General features: G+C 43.7%; 16 protein-coding genes. 9 read left to right on the plus strand and 7 right to left on the minus strand.

Annotation, left to right across the window (positions count from 1 at the left end):
• Positions 1 to 57: 57 nt before the first annotated feature.
• Positions 58 to 1218 (minus strand): putative manganese transporter, encoded by a 1161-nt coding sequence (locus C7Y69_RS13855; protein WP_126873132.1) that lies wholly within the window; start codon positions 1216 to 1218, stop codon positions 58 to 60.
• Between the two features lie 555 nt (positions 1219 to 1773).
• Here C7Y69_RS13855 and C7Y69_RS13860 point away from each other — a divergent pair.
• The 4 genes from C7Y69_RS13860 (at position 1774) to minE (ending at position 5314) form a co-directional block, all read left to right on the plus strand.
• Entirely contained in the window at positions 1774 to 3165 is a 1392-nt protein-coding gene (locus C7Y69_RS13860; protein WP_126873108.1) for a class II fumarate hydratase, read from the plus strand.
• A 297-nt stretch (positions 3166 to 3462) separates the two neighbouring features.
• The gene (gene minC / locus C7Y69_RS13865; RefSeq protein WP_126873109.1) at positions 3463 to 4218 is read left to right on the plus strand and encodes a septum site-determining protein MinC; all 756 of its coding nucleotides are present in this window, start codon (positions 3463 to 3465) and stop codon (positions 4216 to 4218) included.
• Between the two features lie 29 nt (positions 4219 to 4247).
• Positions 4248 to 5057 (plus strand): septum site-determining protein MinD, encoded by an 810-nt coding sequence (gene minD / locus C7Y69_RS13870; protein WP_013782808.1) that lies wholly within the window; start codon positions 4248 to 4250, stop codon positions 5055 to 5057.
• Positions 5057 to 5314 (plus strand): cell division topological specificity factor MinE, encoded by a 258-nt coding sequence (minE, locus tag C7Y69_RS13875; RefSeq protein WP_126873110.1) that lies wholly within the window; start codon positions 5057 to 5059, stop codon positions 5312 to 5314. Before minD ends, minE begins: the two co-directional genes overlap by 1 nt.
• 132 nt (positions 5315 to 5446) lie before the next feature.
• Here minE and C7Y69_RS13880 read toward each other — a convergent pair whose 3' ends face one another.
• Positions 5447 to 6280 carry a polyphosphate kinase 2 family protein gene (locus C7Y69_RS13880; protein ID WP_126873111.1) on the minus strand — a complete coding sequence of 278 codons (834 nt, stop codon included), beginning with the start codon at positions 6278 to 6280 and terminating at the stop codon, positions 5447 to 5449.
• Positions 6281 to 6491: 211 nt separating this feature from the next.
• Here C7Y69_RS13880 and erpA point away from each other — a divergent pair, with 211 nt between their 5' ends.
• Positions 6492 to 6836 (plus strand): iron-sulfur cluster insertion protein ErpA, encoded by a 345-nt coding sequence (erpA, locus tag C7Y69_RS13885; RefSeq protein WP_126873133.1) that lies wholly within the window; start codon positions 6492 to 6494, stop codon positions 6834 to 6836.
• Between the two features lie 124 nt (positions 6837 to 6960).
• The gene (locus C7Y69_RS13890; RefSeq protein WP_126873112.1) at positions 6961 to 7533 is read left to right on the plus strand and encodes a glutathione S-transferase family protein; all 573 of its coding nucleotides are present in this window, start codon (positions 6961 to 6963) and stop codon (positions 7531 to 7533) included.
• On the opposite strand, the gene C7Y69_RS13895 is transcribed toward C7Y69_RS13890, so the two are convergent.
• Positions 7527 to 8489 (minus strand): D-2-hydroxyacid dehydrogenase, encoded by a 963-nt coding sequence (locus tag C7Y69_RS13895; protein ID WP_126873113.1) that lies wholly within the window; start codon positions 8487 to 8489, stop codon positions 7527 to 7529. The genes C7Y69_RS13890 and C7Y69_RS13895 overlap by 7 nt on opposite strands.
• A 238-nt stretch (positions 8490 to 8727) precedes the next feature.
• Here C7Y69_RS13895 and C7Y69_RS13900 point away from each other — a divergent pair, with 238 nt between their 5' ends.
• A complete protein-coding gene (locus C7Y69_RS13900) occupies positions 8728 to 9174 on the plus strand; it encodes an SRPBCC domain-containing protein (RefSeq protein WP_126873114.1) in 447 nt (148 codons plus the stop codon).
• Positions 9175 to 9304: 130 nt separating this feature from the next.
• Here C7Y69_RS13900 and C7Y69_RS13905 read toward each other — a convergent pair whose 3' ends face one another.
• Both C7Y69_RS13905 and C7Y69_RS13910 read right to left on the minus strand, forming a co-directional pair.
• Entirely contained in the window at positions 9305 to 10426 is a 1122-nt protein-coding gene (locus C7Y69_RS13905; protein ID WP_126873115.1) for an alkene reductase, read from the minus strand.
• 271 nt (positions 10427 to 10697) lie between these two features.
• Positions 10698 to 12017, minus strand: a complete 1320-nt coding sequence (locus C7Y69_RS13910; protein WP_126873116.1) for a carbohydrate porin — start codon at positions 12015 to 12017, stop codon at positions 10698 to 10700.
• A gap of 492 nt (positions 12018 to 12509) precedes the next feature.
• Here C7Y69_RS13910 and fucP point away from each other — a divergent pair, with 492 nt between their 5' ends.
• On the plus strand, positions 12510 to 13841 hold the full coding sequence (gene fucP, locus C7Y69_RS13915) for an L-fucose:H+ symporter permease (protein ID WP_126873117.1): 1332 nt from the start codon (positions 12510 to 12512) through the stop codon (positions 13839 to 13841).
• A gap of 282 nt (positions 13842 to 14123) precedes the next feature.
• Positions 14124 to 16199 (plus strand): extracellular solute-binding protein, encoded by a 2076-nt coding sequence (locus tag C7Y69_RS13920; protein ID WP_126873118.1) that lies wholly within the window; start codon positions 14124 to 14126, stop codon positions 16197 to 16199.
• A 33-nt stretch (positions 16200 to 16232) separates the two neighbouring features.
• On the opposite strand, the gene C7Y69_RS13925 is transcribed toward C7Y69_RS13920, so the two are convergent.
• Both C7Y69_RS13925 and C7Y69_RS13930 read right to left on the minus strand, forming a co-directional pair.
• Positions 16233 to 17387, minus strand: a complete 1155-nt coding sequence (locus tag C7Y69_RS13925) for an anhydro-N-acetylmuramic acid kinase (RefSeq protein WP_126873119.1) — start codon at positions 17385 to 17387, stop codon at positions 16233 to 16235.
• A 7-nt stretch (positions 17388 to 17394) separates the two neighbouring features.
• Complete coding sequence (locus C7Y69_RS13930) at positions 17395 to 18720, minus strand: OapA family protein (RefSeq protein ID WP_126873120.1); 1326 nt, start codon at positions 18718 to 18720, stop codon at positions 17395 to 17397.
• Positions 18721 to 18876: the final 156 nt, after the last annotated feature.

Here is an 18876-nt window from a genome sequence, read left to right on the forward strand (position 1 = left end):
GCTCATTCTCAAGTGGAAACCGCTAGTGTTTCACAGCTACTAGCCTCACTGATATCGCTATCTCTCGAATAGAAAATAATACCCATAGCCCACCGTTATGGCAGGAATAGCGGAGTAGACAGTGGCTAGAATGGCCGCTTTTGGTGATAGTGTTATGGCGGGAAACAATGCATCACCGTCGTTACTAATAGCATTACCAAGTTGTGCAGAAAAAGGTACTGCACCATTCAAATACAGACTGGTCACTAATATTTGTGGGCCGCACCCGGGTATAAACCCCACCAAAATTGCCAAGCCTACAACGCTTGCGCCCATCGATGTCAGCGTGGCACCTATATCAAGTCCAAACCACAGTATCGATAATTCAAACAATAAAAAAGCGACGACAACCCAAGCTAATACAAATTGGGTATCTAGCGCGGCTTTACTCTGCCAGCGTGGCGGAGGCGTAATAGCATCTTCTTTAGTTAGCGAAGCATAACCTGCACTGCCGCCGTTTAACGACCACAGTGTAATGGCCGATAAGCACAATACGGCACCAATAAGTTGCAATGTAGGTTCCGTTACCCCCAGATATTCATGAACGGGCGATTGGAACGACAAGCCTAGGGCGATAGCAAGTGATGGTAATGCGACAATCAGCCAAAAATATGTAGAAAGCTTATCAATGGAAGAGGAGGCAATGGTAGCTGATGGCTCACTATCATCAACACTATCATCGGTATTGTCGTCAGCACTGCCAAACGCAGTAGTGGAGGACGGCGGTTGGTAATTGTGGAACCGGTTTACAATAACGCCGGTAAGGGTACCCACTACCATGCCTACACCCATTACGGTTAAGCCGTCAAACGGCGCCTGAGCCAAAAGCAAGAACGCGGCGTCACCCATGGTACTTGTTAGCACGGCAACCACGGCACCAAAACTAGTAACACCTCGGGTATATTGAGTGACTACAATAATCGCGCCCCCGCAGCCGGGAAGGGCACCAAGAAAAGATGCCAAGCCTACTTCATAGAGCGGATGCTTGCGCATAAAGTCGCCAATGGCTTCAGCGGATACTTTCAAAGTGGCAAGGTAATAAACTGACAGTGATGCATAAACAAATGCAGCTACTTGAAAATAGGCATCGGATAGAACCGCGATGGTCGCTTCACGCGTGAATGAGTAAACAAGCAGCACGACGATAAACGCTGGTAAGAACAGGCGCTTGTTTAACATTAGCGTTTTCTGTCTAATGCTGTATCTACTGACTTTTTCAGTTGAAGTTAAAGAAGACACTCTCGATTCCAGATGCTAGCAACAGGTGGTGGTCCTACAAGGCTTAGTAATAAAAAGCCCAGTAATAATAGGCCCGGTAATAAAAGGCACAGAAATAAAGGCCCAGTACTAAAGCTCCAGCCCCACACATTACAGTGAAAATAACAGGTTTTAGCAAAAGCACATGTAATGTGCTTTTTAAACAAACAGTACTAATTCCTACGAACTTTTACGTGATCAGATCATGCTATAATTGCATTAAATGATAATGGTTATTATTATCATTAATCGGTATTCTGTCAAGATGTCCTGTTAATACGTCCTGTCAATACGTACCGATAGCACTTGTGACTCAGCTTTGTTGGGTCCTACGTTAATAGGAGCTTTGAGGGAAACTTTGATAACCGCGTTGATGGATGCAATGTTGTTGAAAGAGATAAATAAGGATCCAAACCGTGCAGGGTGAAGTAGGCAAGAGTAGAGTAACGTTTATTTCATCAGATTAAGGGGACAGTAATGACAAATACCCGAACAGAACGTGACAGCATGGGCGAGCTCGAAGTTCCTAGCGACGCGTTATATGGCGCACAGACACAACGCGCAATTAATAACTTTCCATTAAGTGGTGAACGAATGCCGCTTACTTTTATTCGCACCCTAGTGACAATTAAAAAAGCCGCTGCACTTGCGAACAAAAAACTCGAAACCCTTAATGCTGGAACTGCCGACGCTATACAGCAGGCCTGTGACACATTGCTTGATGAGCTCGAGTTACAGCAACACTTCCCGGTAGATGTATTTCAAACGGGCTCAGGCACTAGCACCAATATGAATGCCAATGAGGTCATCGCTAACTTGGCGAATCAGCAACAAGGTAAACATGAAGGGGAAGCGGTTCACCCTAACGATCATGTTAACAACGGACAAAGCTCAAACGATGTTATTCCCACTACCATTCATGCAAGTGCCGCTATCGAACTGACAGAATCGCTTATCCCTGCCATTAGTAGGCTAATCGATATCATTGGTACCAAAGCGAACTCAGTGTCTGATTATTGCAAAACCGGCCGCACACACTTAATGGATGCTATGCCGGTTAGGATGGATCAAAGTTTGCGTGCTTGGTCTGCGCAGCTTAGTCAGCAACGTAAGACAATAAAATCGCTTCAACCCGCCATTCAAACGTTAGCGCAGGGTGGAACGGCAGTTGGCACAGGAGTAAACGCACACCCTGATTTTGCCGCCACTTTTGCGAGCACTCTATCTGACCTTACAGGTATAACATTTACCCCCGCTGATAACTGCTTTGCATTAATTAGCTCGCAAGATACGGCGGTAACTTTATCAGGCGCGATAAAATCCCTCGCCGTTACCTTAATGAAAATTTCAAATGACTTACGTTGGATGAACTCAGGGCCCCTTGCTGGTTTAGGTGAAGTATCGCTGCCGGCATTGCAACCAGGGTCATCTATTATGCCCGGCAAAGTGAACCCCGTAATACCCGAAGCGGTAGCGATGGCATCTGCACAGGTGATAGGAAACGATGCAGCCATAACGGTGGGCGGGCAGTCGGGCAATTTCGAGCTTAACGTTATGTTGCCTATGATTGCCGATAATTTGCTGTCGAGCATCAAGTTAATGTCGAATAGCTGTGTGCTTTTGGGCGAGCAGGCCATTAAAGGGTTTACGGTTAACCAAGAGAACCTTGAGAAAGCATTGGCGAAAAACCCTATTTTAGTGACTGCGCTTAACCCTATCATTGGTTATGCGAAAGCCGCAGAAATAGCGAAAAAAGCTTACAAAGATAAAATGCCCGTTATCGATGTTGCAGAAGCGATGACCGACTTGCCAAGGTCTGAGCTGGAATCGTTATTAGACCCTAAAAAACTGACTGAAATTCAGCGCTAAAGCATTTAGTAGGGCGGTTAACCGAGCTTTAATTCCCTGGTTGAAAGGCTCTATGGACAAAATATTGGTATGCAAAGCGTGGAGCCCCACGCTTTTTTTACGGATTTTCAAAGCAATTTTAGGTCGATACTAGATGCCTAGTGCAAAGGAATGTTAGATTGTGGTTGTTTTGTGAGCAGTTGTGCGCTTGTTAAGCGCTTGCCTATTGCCGATGAAGCGGAATTTGATAGAGTGCATACTCGCTTTAAGCCCTCATGGTTGGGCAGTTGAGCAATAAAAATTACTCAGGAATAATTAATGACAGATACATGCTTTCGCATGAAGGGCACTACACTAACCAGTATCGTGTTAGAAGTGATCGATTTTGAGCCAGATACCTTTGAATCTCAGCTTGCTGAAAAGGTAAATAGTGCCCCCCAGTTTTTCACTCGTTCATCGCTAATATTGCATTTAGTCAAATCGCTCAGTGCCACCGAGTTCGAGTTGCTTGTTGCGTTGTGTCGACGCTTTAAGCTTCAACCTATGGCGGTTCGCGGTGAAGTAGGGCCACTTAGAAGTATCATCAACGATTTGGGCTTAGCGGATGTTAGCCAAAGTAAATTCACAGAAAGCTCGTTGAAAACAACAAAATCAGAAAGTACCACGTCAAAAGAGCAGGCCGCGAATGAGCCAGCGGCATCCACACCAGTATCTCCGCCAGTACCCACACCAGCAGCTGTCACTAAACCTGTAAAAGTCATTAGCCGCCCAGTACGCTCAGGGCAGCAAGTTTATGCCGAAGGTGGTGATTTGGTGATTACCGCAGCGGTGAGCGAAGGGGCAGAAGTACTAGCAGATGGAAATATTCATGTTTACGGCACACTTAGAGGCCGAGCTTTGGCGGGCGTAAAAGGTAATGTGCATGCCCGCGTTTTTTGTCAGTCGTTAGATGCAGAACTTATCTCAATTGCTGGGCAATTCATTATGCATGAAACCGTAAAAGCATCATGCTGGAAACAGCCCGCACAAATCTATTTAGAAGAGGACACGTTACACATTGAGCCTATCGCCTAAGTGTTAACGTATTCTACAAGGAATTAAAAATGGCAAAGATTATCGTAGTAACATCGGGTAAAGGTGGGGTTGGTAAAACGACTTCAAGTGCGGCTATCAGTACAGGTTTAGCCTTAGCGGGTCATAAAACAGTAGTCATCGATTTTGATGTGGGCTTACGTAACCTCGATTTAATCATGGGCTGTGAACGCCGTGTGGTTTACGACTTCGTTAACGTGATAAATAAAGAAGCCACGCTGAAACAAGCGCTAATTAAAGATAAGCGTACCGACAACTTGTTTATTCTGCCAGCATCACAAACACGTGATAAAGACGCGCTTACCATCGATGGGGTTCAAGCCGTTCTTAACGAGTTGAAAGAAGATTTCGATTTTATTATCTGTGATTCACCAGCAGGTATAGAACAAGGCGCTCAAATGGCATTGTATTTTGCCGATGAAGCTATCGTTGTGACTAACCCTGAAGTCTCTTCGGTACGTGATTCAGATCGTATTTTAGGTATTTTGCAAAGTAAGTCTTTGCGCGCTGAACAAGGCAAGCCGGTAAAAGAGCATTTATTGCTTACCCGCTACAATCCTCAGCGAGTGGAAAGTGCAGAAATGCTTAGTGTTGCTGATGTTGAAGAAATATTAGCGATACCATTATTGGGTGTTATTCCTGAATCGGAAGCGGTACTTAAGGCTTCTAACCAAGGTCAGCCGGTTATTCTAGACTTAGAAGCCAATGCTGGTCAGGCATATTCAGACGCCGTTCGCCGCTTATTAGGCGAAACCATTGAACATAGATTTCTAGAAGCAGAGAAGAAAGGGTTCTTTAAGCGCCTGCTAGGAGGCAAGTAATGAGTATTTTCGATTACCTACTCAAGAAAAAGGAAAAGCCGCGCACTGCGGCCATGGCCAAAGAGCGGTTACAAATTATTGTAGCCCACGAAAGACGTAAACGTACTGAGCCTGATTATCTGCCCATGATGCAGCAAGAAATTATTCAGGTAATACGTAAATATGTGAGTATTGCAGACGACCAAGTGTCGGTACAGTTGGAAAGCAGTGACGATTGCAGCGTACTAGAGCTAAACGTGACTTTGCCTGAAAGCTAAAGCTAAAGCTAAAGCTAGGGCGAAGGCCAAGAATAGACGATTTACATCGTATCAAAGCCGCCCATGCCACGACTTACTCTAAAATAGTATTGCCCATGTCTTAGCAACAAGGCATGGGTAAATTGCTATTGTTTATTCGCTTTTCTCTAAGGTAATACCAAGTTGCTGCTTTGCTAAATACACCACGGTAGGGTCGATTGGTGGTGGTTCTACAATCACGCCTTCACTCAGTGCCTCTACAATCGTTTTTAGCACGCTAATACGTGCAAACCATTTATGCTCGGCCTGTATCACATGCCAAGGTGCCATTTCAGTATCGGTTTTATCAAACATCTCTTCTATGGCATTAATGTAATCGTCCCGTCGGCCACGATTTCGTATATCTTCTTCGGTTAGCTTCCAGCGTTTGTAAGGGTTATTTAAGCGTTCTTCAAAGCGCGCTAATTGCTCGGCTGCTGAAATATGCATAAAGAGTTTTATAATTGTTACGCCGTCATCAATTAAGAGTCGTTCAAACTCATTAATTTCTTGATACGCTCTTTCCCATGCGGGTTTAGGTGTAAAACCTTCAATGCGTTCTACCATCACACGGCCATAGTAAGAGCGGTCGAAAATGGCTATTCTTCCCGGTACAGGTAGCCGGGTTTGAAACCGATAGAGGTAGTGGCGACCTTGTTCCTCAGGTGTGGGTTTGGCAAAGGAGTGAACGCGAAACCCGCGAGGGTCGAGTTTTTCGGTTATCCTTCTAATAGCGCCGCCTTTTCCTGCGGCGTCCCATCCTTCAAACACAATGATTGCACGCCTGCCTTGGTGATAGTAGGCCTGTTGAACATGCAGTAATTTTTTTTGCCAGCTTTTCAGTGCTTGTTTGTAATGTTCTCGTTCATCAATAGCAGGAGCTTGTGCGCCTTCTGGCAGTCTAAGCTTACGATTTTGAAGGGAAATAGAAGATACTGAATGCGCCATGTTAATCCCGTCGGTTTCTTTTTAGAGTATGCCTTACGGGCTTGAGTGTCCATTTTGCCATTCATATTTATGCTAAATGAAATGTCGCTAGCTATTGTTTCAGTTAGTTTCACCCCAATAGTTGATAGCATTACTCAAGTATTAGATAATTGGGTTATCGATACGTGTACGTGAAGGCGTGCAGGTGCACATGGTTAATGAAGAGGTGAGTATGTCTGTAGAAATGGCGTTGCCAATTGAGTTTTCTGATGCAGCGGCGACAAAAGTAAAAGCGCTCATCACGGAAGAAGAAAATCCTGAATTAAAACTGCGGGTTTATGTTACTGGAGGCGGTTGTTCTGGCTTTCAGTATGGTTTCACTTTTGATGAGAAGGTGAACGACGGCGATATGACAATTGATAAAGACGACGTTACCTTAGTGGTAGACCCTATGAGTTTGCAATACTTAGTGGGCGGCGTTGTTGACTATGTTGAAGGTTTAGAAGGTTCACGCTTTTTAGTGCAAAACCCAAATGCAACCACTACCTGTGGATGCGGCGCTAGCTTCAGCGTGTAAATGATTATCGGGCATACATCGCATCATGGTGTATGCTTGTCTCGCGTTTATGATCTTGTACTTTTCTCCTCGTTGATTTTATGGCTAAACTGAGTGTGTAAGTAAACTCACTCAGGTTGAAGCTATGAAACTGTATGGTTCGGTAACATCTCCATTTGTACGTAGAATTCGCGTAGTACTTTCTAACACGCCCCATGAATTCCTCGATTTACAAATATTCTCTGGGGAAGACAGAGAGCTACTTGCATCGCGAAACCCCACTTTAAAAGTGCCTTGCCTAGAAGACGACGGGCAGCTAATTTTCGATTCCAGAGTAATTTATAGCTATTTGGCGAGTAAATTCGACCATGACTCCCTGTCTTGGGAGGAAGAAAACCTACTCACTCTGATAGATGCTGCTAATGATTCATTCGTGCAGCTGATGCTACTAAAGCGTTCTGATATTGATATCAATCAAGACAAGCTCATCATTCGTTTGCAAAAAGAACGTATAGAATCAGTTTTTTCGACACTGTCTAAGCAGTTGGAAGCGGGTGGATTTAGCGGCTGGACGTACCCTGAAATATGTCTGTACTCAATGGTAGATTGGGTGCTATTCAGAGAATTGCACAGTTTTAAAGACTATCCTTTGTTACTGGAGTTTCATGAAAAGCACCGTGATCGTATAGAGCTAACCGCTACCGACCCACGTCAGTAGCCTTTGTTGAAATCAAATTGATAATGGAGCGGTTCGTTAGCCATGTAACGCATTGCATTGGTTATAAATACGCTAGCAACATCTTCAGGTGATGATACTGCGGCAGTATGAGCAGTAACTACCACCTTGGGGTGTGTCCAAAATGGGTGCTTCTCTGGCAGTGGTTCTTGTGTAAATACGTCAAGGACTGCTGCTTGTAGTGTGCCGTTATCCAGCGCGTTTAAAAGGGCACCTTCTATAATGGCACTTCCGCGTCCTGCGTTGATAAACACGCTATGAGGCTTCAGTGCGTTAAAGAAAGCCTGGTTTAATACACCTGTAGTTGCGGGCGTATCTGGCATCAGGTTCACTACATGGTCGGCCTTTTGGGCAAACTTGAGTAGATCAGTTGCTGCATAGACGCTATCGAAACCGTCTACCGCTTGACCACTTCTCGATAAGCCTATGACTTTCATTTCAAAACTTTTTGCCACAGGAATAAGTGCTTGGGCTATTGAACCAGCGCCTAAAATGCCAAGGGTTTTACCCGTAAGGGGTGCTCGAGGGCTTTCTTCCCAAATTGGGGGCTGATGATTCTGGTTATGCGCAAACGCCGGAATATTGCGTGCGTATTGCAAGAGATAAGCAAACACATATTCGCGCATTAGCTTTCCAAACACGCCTTTTACGCCAGTGAGTATATAATCGCTTTTGTCCAAATTAAGCAGAGGTGCATTACCAGCCCACGTTGACTGGCACCACTTCAAGCCAGTGCACTGGTCGATAACCTTAGCCGCCAAATTAGGATCGGCAAGCAATACCTCAACCTCGTCGGGGTTAATTTGTTCAGAAGTGGTAACGGCTTGGCAGATATTCAAAGCATGAGGCTGGGGCCATGCATTTGCTATTTCCTCTGCTAATGCGCTGGCATCTTTGCTGAGTATAGAGACGTTGAGTGTAGGCGATTGAATTGACATAAATGAGCCTTAGTAATCTTTATTGGTGGCTTTTACGATTAGCACACGAATACATAGCTTAAATAGTTTACGCAGAGTCGAGACTGCTAGTGAGGATACCCTAAGATAATCATTCACATAAGGCAACGCTATCGGTCAAACTAAAGAAAATGTCGAACATAGCCGATAACAGCCTAGAATCCTTTTCTGCTAGCGCCTAAACTTACCAAGGCTCTAGTTTTTTTACAGGCGACTTAACATGTTTCAATTTACCCTGAATGTATCCCTTCATGCGCCCATCTCCTTTTTGTTTGCTGCGTTTCATGAACCTGAATATTTATCTGAATGGTTTGCTCCGGGTAATTGCACGGTATCGCAAATTATGAGTAGCTTTAAAGAGGGCGGAAGATACCGCATAAAGATGATTGAACCCAACGGCGTTGAAATAGCGCTAACGGGCGAATATGTGACTATCTTAGCAAACGAGAAGCTTGTGTTCTCTTGGGCGTGGGAAGATGGCGTAGAAGAAACGGTAATGAGCTCAGTGGATGTTTCGTTTGAAGAAACAAGCGAAGGCGAAGTGGCGTTAACGCTAATTCACAGTGGTTTCAGTAACCAACAAGAATGCGATCAACATCAATATGCATGGATGTCTTGCCTAGAAAAGCTTGCGGTATTAGCCGATAAACAAGTGGCGTTTAACTAAAGCTGTAATGCTAGCGAAATATTAATAGCGCAGTGTTGCTAAAGATATAAAAAAAGCAGTCATGAAATGACTGCTTTTCTATTTACTAACTGCAACATTTTTGCACCTGCAGTTAAATTAACCTTATTTGTTAGGTTAAAGACTCCATGGCCGCTTTTCCGCTTTCTTCACGGTAGGTGTTGTAATCGGTATAACCTTCTTCACCACCACCATACCATGTTGAAGGGTCATCAAACGCTGCCAGCGGGTAGTTGTTTTTAAACCGCGTAGGCAAATCAGGATTGGTGATCCAAGGGCGCCCAAAAGCAATCATGTCGGCATCACCGTCGCTAATACGTTTCTCTGCCTCCTCTTGGGTATAACCACAGTTGCCCATTAACATGCCGTCGAACAAGGCACGAAACTCAGCAAGTGTCATAGGCTCACCGCGTTCATGAAAACCAAACGCTAGGCCATCCATCACATGTAAATAGCCAAGGTCTAGCTTATTAAGTGCTTGGGCGACATAAGTAAACGTATCGCGAAAATCATCTGCACCCATGTCATTAAATACGCCGTTAGGCGATAAACGCACTCCAACTTGCTCTGAAGGCCAAATCTCTAGCACAGCGTCCATCACTTCACTAAGGAAGCGGTATCGATTATCTACGCTGCCGCCATATTCATCACTACGTTGATTGCTGCGACTGTCTAAAAACTGATTTAACAGGTAACCGTTAGCGGCGTGCACTTCTATACCATCAAAGCCTGCAGCTTTCGCATTTACAGCCGCATGTTTGAAATCAGCCACCGTTCTACGAATGTCATCTTGCGTCATTGCTCTTGGCACTTCATAAGACTTTTTACCTTTTGGCGTGTGAATTTCATCGCCTTCGATGGCAATAGCAGACGCAGAAAAAGGCAGGTCGCCGTTATGAAAGTCACTATGAGACGCACGACCGGTATGCCATAACTGAAGGATGATTTTGCCGCCAGCTTCATGCACTCTTTCATTAATAGAGCGCCATCCTTCCACCATTTCTTCGGTATAGATTCCAGGCGTGTCTACCCAGCCAATACCTTCTTCCGATATGGCCGTTGCTTCGGTAATAATAAGGCCAGCATCGGCGCGCTGTACGTATTGATCGCCCATTATTTTGTTAGGGATGCGGTTGCTACCTGCACGGCCGCGTGTCATAGGTGCTAATACCATGCGGTTTTGAAGTGTATTTCCTGCCCATTCTAGAGGCTTAAACAGAGATAACTCTGACATTTGTTGTTCCTTTTAAAACTGTGTGTAAGTGATTACAGAAATGGACGCGACTTGGATTGATTCAAGATGAAAGGATATGCCGATTGGTACTAATAAATAGCAAAATGAGTGTAATAGAGGCGAGGGGGAACGCTGCGAAGTTGTTAATGCAGATGTTAGTCGCGTAATACGAGAAGAGGCGTTAACTAATGAAAATGCGTTTAAGCTAAAAAGAAAAAAGGCCCTCAAAATGACGACCTGTACGGTAGAAATAAGAGGGAGTTTGCTTTAACTAGCGCAGTAGTAAACCTGCAAGGTTTACGTCAAATCGTACGCCCACCACCCATACATCATCTAAGGATTGAAGTCGGTCACGCTCGCTAAACTGGTCTGGATTGATAATATAATGCACGTTGGGCTGAACCCGAATATTGTCGTTAATATGGACACCGTAGCTTAACTCCATCATGGTTTGGCTGCTTGCAGGGCGACCTGAACCGCCATTTGCTTCGCGCAATACGCGTTGGTCTTCAATAGCATCCTCACTATAAAATTGTTGCGTGAAGACAAAACCAATTGTGTCTTCGTCTCTTCCTTCGAAGGTACCACGTTTAACAAAGCCAGCTTTAATATACTCATCTTCTATTAGCTCACCAGATGTGCCCGTTAACACGGCACCAAAAATCGTAACGCTGCGTTTAGAATTTAAATCTGGACGTAAAATGGTTTGCTCGAATCGGGCGAAAATACCAGAGCGCCCATTTTGTGTTGCATAGTCATTACCGGTGACAGCAGCAAAATTACCATTCTCATCTTTAGCAGGATCGGTATAGTCCGCGCCATCATACCAACCGCCAATTTCATAGCGTTTTGGGTAGTCGTCATTTTCCCATGTAGTTTGATAGCCCAACGTCACAGGTACGACCACGCCAGTAGATTCATCCGTTGACCAATCAAAGCCATGATCACGCAAATCTTGATGGGGAGTGTTCTCTTCATACACACCAGTATGAAAATAGATTTCAGGTGATAGCCAGTACTTTGCGTGACCTCCCCAACTTGAAACAGGCCACCATGTAAAGTTACTGGTTTTAAATACAAAGGTGGGGTTACCGCAGGCAGAATTCGTTTGAAAGTACTGGCATAGCTCTGAACCAAGAAAGCTGATGTTAGCCACAGTTCTGCCAACTTCTACTTGTAGCTGGTCGTCAAAAAAGCTTTTCTCTACGGTAAGTCTGGCTAAACGGGAGTTTTGGCCGCCATAGATTTCTTGAACAGACGTACTGCTTCCAATATGCGTGGCCGCAAGGTTTTGTCCGTGACGATTAGTAAATGCCACATGGACTTTAGTCTTTTCCCAACCTGCAAATTTTTCTAAGTCTATTTCTGCGCCCAAAAATAATTGACCAGCATATGCACTCCCTTCACGCTTCCCCCCTTCAACATTACTAGCGGCTTCTCCCGTGTAGCTGGCCTGCCATTCTATGTATTCCGATGTATCTTGAGCAGAAAATGTAGGGTAAGAAAAACTGACTAATAGATAGCAGGAAGTAAGTGTAAATGGCTTTAAAGCCAGAGTTTTTTGCTTTAACCAATGAAAAGTATGCTTCATATCTTACCCTTAGAGTTGATTGAACGTGCTTATAACTTGCACTTATCTTTGTGTGCTCATCACGATGTTTTTATTTGTTTCCAATGCCTAGAACAGAGTGAACTTAAATTACATCGTGTTAACAGTTTTCGTATGGGAAACGCAATTTAATGCAGTTAAAGAAATAAATCAATCATGTTTATTTATTTGTATTTTACAAAGTTGTTAATAGTTGAAGTGAGGCAATGTGATGTTTTTTCGGTACGGAAATGCTATTTTTATAGACTTTTGTAGTGCTTTTTTCATATGTAAATGTGGTTTAAGCCTTGTTTAATATAAAGAATTGATAAGATTTGGAATGGTATGAATAGTTGAAGTTATTGTATTGGTGTGAATTTCCTGTGACTTTTATAGCCTTAATTATTATTAAATAAGTCTTGTTGATTTATTGACATGAACATTTATTGTTGTTTAAATTGTTCAACAAATTGTTTACAAGATGAGGTTGGGGTGATGCAAACTAAAACGCCTATAGTTTCCAGAGATACGCTATTGCCGTTTATTCTATTGACGGTGTGTTTTGCTGCATGGGGTGTTGCCGCCAACATGACAGATCCACTAGTGAAAGTCTTTAGTAAGATATTTACTATGTCGTCACTACAATCGGCCTTAGTTCAGTTCGCTTACTACGGTGCTTATTTCTGTTTAGCGATACCCGCAGCCTTTATTAATAAACGATACTCTTATAAAACGGGTGTGCTAGTAGGGCTAGGATGTGCCGCAGCCGGTGCCTTTCTATTTTACCCAGCAAGTCAGACAATGACTTATGGCTTTTTCCTGTTGGCCTTGTTTGTGATGGCCGGTGGGTTGTCTATTTTAGAAACGTCCGCTAATCCTTATGTTATGGCGATGGGCAACGAGCAAAGCGCCACTAGAAGATTAAACCTAGCACAGGCATTCAACCCTGTAGGAACAAACTTTGGCGTATTCTTAGCCGCTACGCTTATACTCCCTAACTTGAATCAGGCTTCAGCTGAAGAGCGAAGTGCTATGTCTATGACTGAGCTAAAATCTGTTATAGGTGCTGAACTGGATGCGGTGATGATCCCTTATGTTGCTATGGCGTGTGTACTTCTTGTGGTTTGGGTTGCTGTAGCTTTGATTAAAACCCCTGTGGATGAAGCCACTGAGTCTAAAGCTGACGATATCGACATTGCAGCGTCATTGAAGCGCCTAGTGGCGAACAAACATTATCGCTTTGGTGTAATGGCTCAGTTCTTCAATGTGGGCGCGCAAACCTGTGTGTGGACTTTTACTATCCAATACGTCATGAAAGCGATTGGAGGTAATGAGGTACAAGGCGGCGATGTACTTCAATACAGCATGATAGTGTTTCTTATTTCACGTTTTGTGATGACGTGGGTAATGCAGTATCTCTACCCAGCACGACTGCTTATGATGATGTCACTGGTAGCAGTAGGTTTGTGTATTGTTATGACACAATCGCCAAATATAGTCGGTGTGGTGGCACTAATTTCAATATCTGCATGTTTATCGCTAATGTTTCCTACTATCTACGGCATCGCGTTAGAAGGGCTAGGGAAAGATACTAAACTTGGCGCGGCGGGTTTGGTAATGGCTATTTTAGGTGGTGCAATAATGCCACTCTTCCAAGCTGCAATTATCGACTCAGCAGGTATCGTTATTTCTTATATTGTTCCTGCAGTATGCTTTATGTTTGTGGCTGGCTATGGACTGTTTGACATTAAAGCAGTTAAAAATCCTCAGAAAGTATCCATTGACGATTTGAAGACCAATAATTTGAAGGCAAACATGGCGAAGTAATACTTACTTTGCTGTAGTGATGCTCATCATGATTTTAAAAATGCCAGCCTTTGCTGGCATTTTTATGCGAGATGAACAGCGAAGTAGATTGTTTCAATAAGCAAGGATCTAATAGTTGCTGGTAACGTTGGGCGGAACGAAAACACTAGTAGATAAAATTGCTGCCTCAATATCAAAAAGCCAATTACATAAAATTCGAGTTGCGCAGAAAACTAGATTAACTGGTAATTTCGGTCGTTCATGTCAATACTAACTTAATGGTTTTCAACTACTATTGGGATTATGAATAATTGGTCTGGCTCTATTAACTCAAATATCATCGGCCTTTTTTCGATATTTTTGATTCTATTAGGGAGTTATACGTTTTCACTTAGCGTTTGTGCCGAGCAACGAAACACGATTACTCTAGCTACCTCAGAAGCAAGTCCGTTCAGCAGCGCTCATGACCCTAAACAAGGGTACGTAAACGAAATCATTCACCTTGCCTTTGAAAGAATGGGCTACATACCCAAAGTTGAATTCTTTCCACATGCTAGGGCTATTTTTCTGGCCGATGGCGCTCAAGTTGAAGGTGTTTTTCCGCTTCGCGATAGCTCCGCACATATTGAGGGAATGATATATTCCGATGCTATTCGTGGTGGGGGCATCAACTATCTTATTCATAATAGCCGAAATATAAAGAATCTATTAAACGTCGAATTAGGTGATTCGATGACACAATTTACCAACTTGGGTCTTTCTCGTCTTGGGGTTCTACGTGGAGCCCAATTACCGTCAAGCCTTCAAGAGGCTGAAAATATCGATGTACTCTTAGCCAAATCATTACCGACATTGTTAGATATGTTAGATAGGGGGCGAGTAGACTTTATTTACATTGATGAGTACAGCGCAAAACAAACAATAACTAATCATCGGCCTCATTTAGCACAGAAATTTAAGTTCATAAAAGGGCTTAGAAAAAGTAATCCCCATTTCTTAGGAATATCAAAAAAACTGCCCGATGCGCCTCAAATTATGGCGCGTTTCAACCAAGCTTTGGCTTCCTTAGAAGCAGATGGAACCATCGATTCGATACTAGAGCGATATGGAATTTTTATCGAACCGGATAATATTGCGAGTGACAAAAAGTTGATAGTTGGTGCGCCTAATATAAATGGGATTGAAGCCGCTATTAGGTACTTGGATAACAATGATTCGCCTTTTTCAGCGCTAGATATTCAATGGCGCGTAATGGAAGAGAGCATACTTAGAAAGCACCTTCTAGGAGACTTTGCAGTTAACGAAACGCAGTTTGACTTAACAATGCTGGGTAATTTCGAAGTGCCTATCTGGGCTAAAAAGGGTTGGTTGTTACCTTTTTCCGAGCACCCCTCGAACTATGATATGACAGATATTATACCCATCGCCAAGCATTCAAATACATACCAAGATGAGATCTATGGTTTGCCGTTTGTAGGAGAAACGACCCTGACCTTCTACCGAACAGACCTATTACAGCGCGCTAATATTAGTTTGCCCACGCAAATAACATATAAAAACCTAAGCGACATAGCTACGGTAGTCCAAGATCCCAAATCACAGCTGTATGGGGTAGGCCTGCGCACAAAAGTAGGGTGGGGGCAAAATATGGCGCTAATTGGCACCATGGTAAATACATACGGTGGAAGCTGGTTTGATGAGGATATGAAGCCACTGCTGACTTCTAAGTCGTGGGAGCGAGCAATCAACGACTATGTCTCAATCGCAGTAAAAAACGGACCGCCAGGTGAATACGATTTAGGTTGGAAAGATAATCAGCAACTCTTTGCTGACGGAAAATTAGCATTCTTTGTTGATGCATCATCATTAGGTGGTTATATCCTAAACCCTTCATACTCTAAAGTTTCAGAGAATGTTGGTGTGACTTATGCGCCAATAGGGACAACGACAAAGGGGGCTCAATGGTTTTGGTCTTGGAATTTCGCTATACCTCATTTATCTCAAAACAAAGCAGTAGCACAGGAACTTGCTTATTGGCTAACGTCTAAAGAGTTTATAACTTTGGTCAAAAGTAAGTATGGTTATTATGCAGCGCCGGCTGGCACGCGTCATTCAACTTACAGTGACAGCTATGTACAAGCTATTCCCTATGCCAGCTATGAATACAACGCATTACTAGCAACCGAGTTAGATAATATTAATGTCCCTACGACGGGAAGCCAGTTTGTTCCAATACCTGAATTCACGGCACTCGGTTACCTAGTGGGGGTCCAGATAAATTTAGCAGTGAAGCAGCAACTCTCTATTCGTGAAGCATTAAAAACAGCGCAACACCAATCTGAAGCGGTAATGAAACGCGCTGGTTACTATCAAAACTAAAATACTTACTTGAATTTAGTTGGCGGGTTGTATTTAGCTTGCTGGGCAATATGTTCCCAGTACCGCCTCTCGCGAAGCACCGGTAACCGCAGGTACGTTGCCTGGTATATTATTTCGATGTGCAAAAGCTAGCCACGCGAATGCGGCTCCTTCAACGTGTTGGGGTTGAATATTGATACTATGGCTGTCACTCACTTGATAACGTGGCAGTAAGCCGGTTATACGTTGCATTAACACCGGATTAAAGGCACCGCCCCCACATACAAGGACTTGTGCTCCCTTGGGCATTTTTTGCTTGTTAATTTCATCAGCAATACTCGTTGCTGTTAGCGCTAATAACGTCGCTTGCACATCTTGAGGGGCGAGGGTGCTGGCTTGTGAACTTGCGATCCCATCAAGGTAAGACGTTAACCATGCTAAATTGAAATACTCTCTGCCGGTACTTTTGGGTGCAGTTTGATGAAAATAGCTATCTGCTCGCAGTCTTGCTAATAGGTCATTACTTACTACACCGGTACTAGCCCATTGCCCTTTGTCATCATAGGGTTGGTTCAAATGCTGCTTAATCCATCCATCCATTAAGGTATTGCCTGGGCCAGTATCATAGCCAAGAGGGGCAATAGCATCTCGTTTAGCTGCTAATACTGAAATGTTCGCAATACCGCCAATGTTAACCAACACTCTGGGGTTGGTGTCATGAGCGAAAATAGCATTATGGTAAGCAGGAACTAAAGGCGCACCTTGGCCGCCAAGAGCAATATCTTTGCGCCTAAAGTCAGCAATAACATCAATACCTGTTAACACGGCAAGAGTATTAGGGTCGCCAATCTGACACGTAAAACCTTTTTGCTCAACGTCATGTGAAAGTTCAATTCCCTGTGGAAAGTGCCTTATCGTTTGACCATGTGAGCCAATTGCGGTGATATCGTCTGGTGAAAGCTGGGTTTTTGATAGCAACACGTTTACGGCACGTGCAAAGCTTTCGGCCACCAACCTGTCGGCGGTTGCCATCGCATTTAGCTCGTTAGTAGAGGGGCTGCAAAGAGAATGAAGTAAAGAAAGCAGGTTCTCAGGGTAGGAAATAGAGACCGCATGTAAAGTTTGGCAGTTATCGCCAGTGATATCGCAAAGGACGGCGTCAACGCCGTCCATGCTAGTTCCTGACATAAGGCCAATATACTTTGCCATAAGTAGGCTATTTCATTGCAAGCATAATGCGTTTGTTGTTGTTAAGCTGCTGTTGACGTACATGGGCAATTTCCATAAATGCTTCGCGCTCTTCAGCGGCAATAGGCAGAGCTTTTGGTAGCGAAACAGTACGAGGGTTGCGGTGTACCCCGTCTACCAAGAATTCGTAGTGAACATGCGGGCCTGATGCCAAGCCAGTGCTACCTAAGTAACCAATGGTTTGACCCTGTTTAACCGTGTCGCCTACTTTCACAGCACGTTTTTTGAAGTGCAAATACTTGGTGGTATATTTTTCACCATGTTGAACAAATACATGGTGACCATTGTATTTATCGTACGCAGACTTAATCACCTTACCATCACCCGCCGCCATAACTGGCGTACCAACAGCCGCAACGTAATCTGTGCCACGATGTGCTTTCCAGCGTTTTTGTACGGGATGGAAACGTGCTTTTGAGAAGTTAGAGCTCACGTACCTAAAGTTAATTGGCGCACGTAAAAAGCTCTTACGCATGCTTCGGCCTTCAGGCGTGTAGTAAGTACCATCTTCATGCAAAATAGCGCTAAACTCTTCACCTTGGTTAGTGAATTCTGCTGCAACTATGTCGCCATAGCCGACGAACTCACCATCAATGTATTGTTCTTCAAACACCACGTTAAAGGTATCGCCTGAACGAATTTCTGTCGCAAAATCGATATCCCAGCCAAATATGCCCGCAAGGTTCATAATTTGGTTGCTGGTTAATCCTGCTGTTGCCCCAGCATTCCAAAAGCTTGAATGAATTTCACCTTGGGCAAAATTATAGCGAATATCCACGTCACGCTTTTCAAGTTCGGCCGTTAAGCTATTATCTTCGCTGGTGGAGTCAGGGCGAATAAATAAGGTTTCGGTAGAAGAAAGCTTGTATTTAAGCTCACCAAATGTGCCATCGTTATTAATTTTAAACGAAAGCTCATCACCGGGTAATAAGGTAACCAGTGTTTTAGCAAGATCACCCGCTTGAGTAACATTGTAAACGTCACGAGAAGTAAAACCCGCACGCTTAAACAGTTTTGCAAGGGTATCGCCGCTGCGTACTTTATAGGTTTGCCAGTTCGACTCTTCTTCAATTGAAAACACGTCGGTTGACGGCATAATGTTCAAATCAAGAGGGTAACGAATACCGGTATCAAGGACCAAAGCGTCTTGATGACGACTCGCTTCTACCGTGTCTGACGGCAAAAGAATAAGCCCACCTAAAAACATGCTAGCGATAGCTAACCCTGTTCGGTGTTGCTTAGGCAATTGTTTAAATATGTTTAGCGCCTTAAGGGCGTCTAGTTTGATTCTCATAATACTACCTACTTGAGAATTTTATGTGCAATGTACTTGTCACATAAGTTGCTTAAAAATGCAACTTTTCTCATTGTTTTTTAGCGCAAAAGTTAATTATTGAACGCAATGGCTATAGTAAATAGCGAAAAGCTACTTTAACTGCAAGTGATGATA

Origin of the sequence: Alteromonas sp. KS69, assembly GCF_003989595.1 — a bacterium.
GTDB classification, from domain to species: domain Bacteria; phylum Pseudomonadota; class Gammaproteobacteria; order Enterobacterales; family Alteromonadaceae; genus Alteromonas; species Alteromonas naphthalenivorans.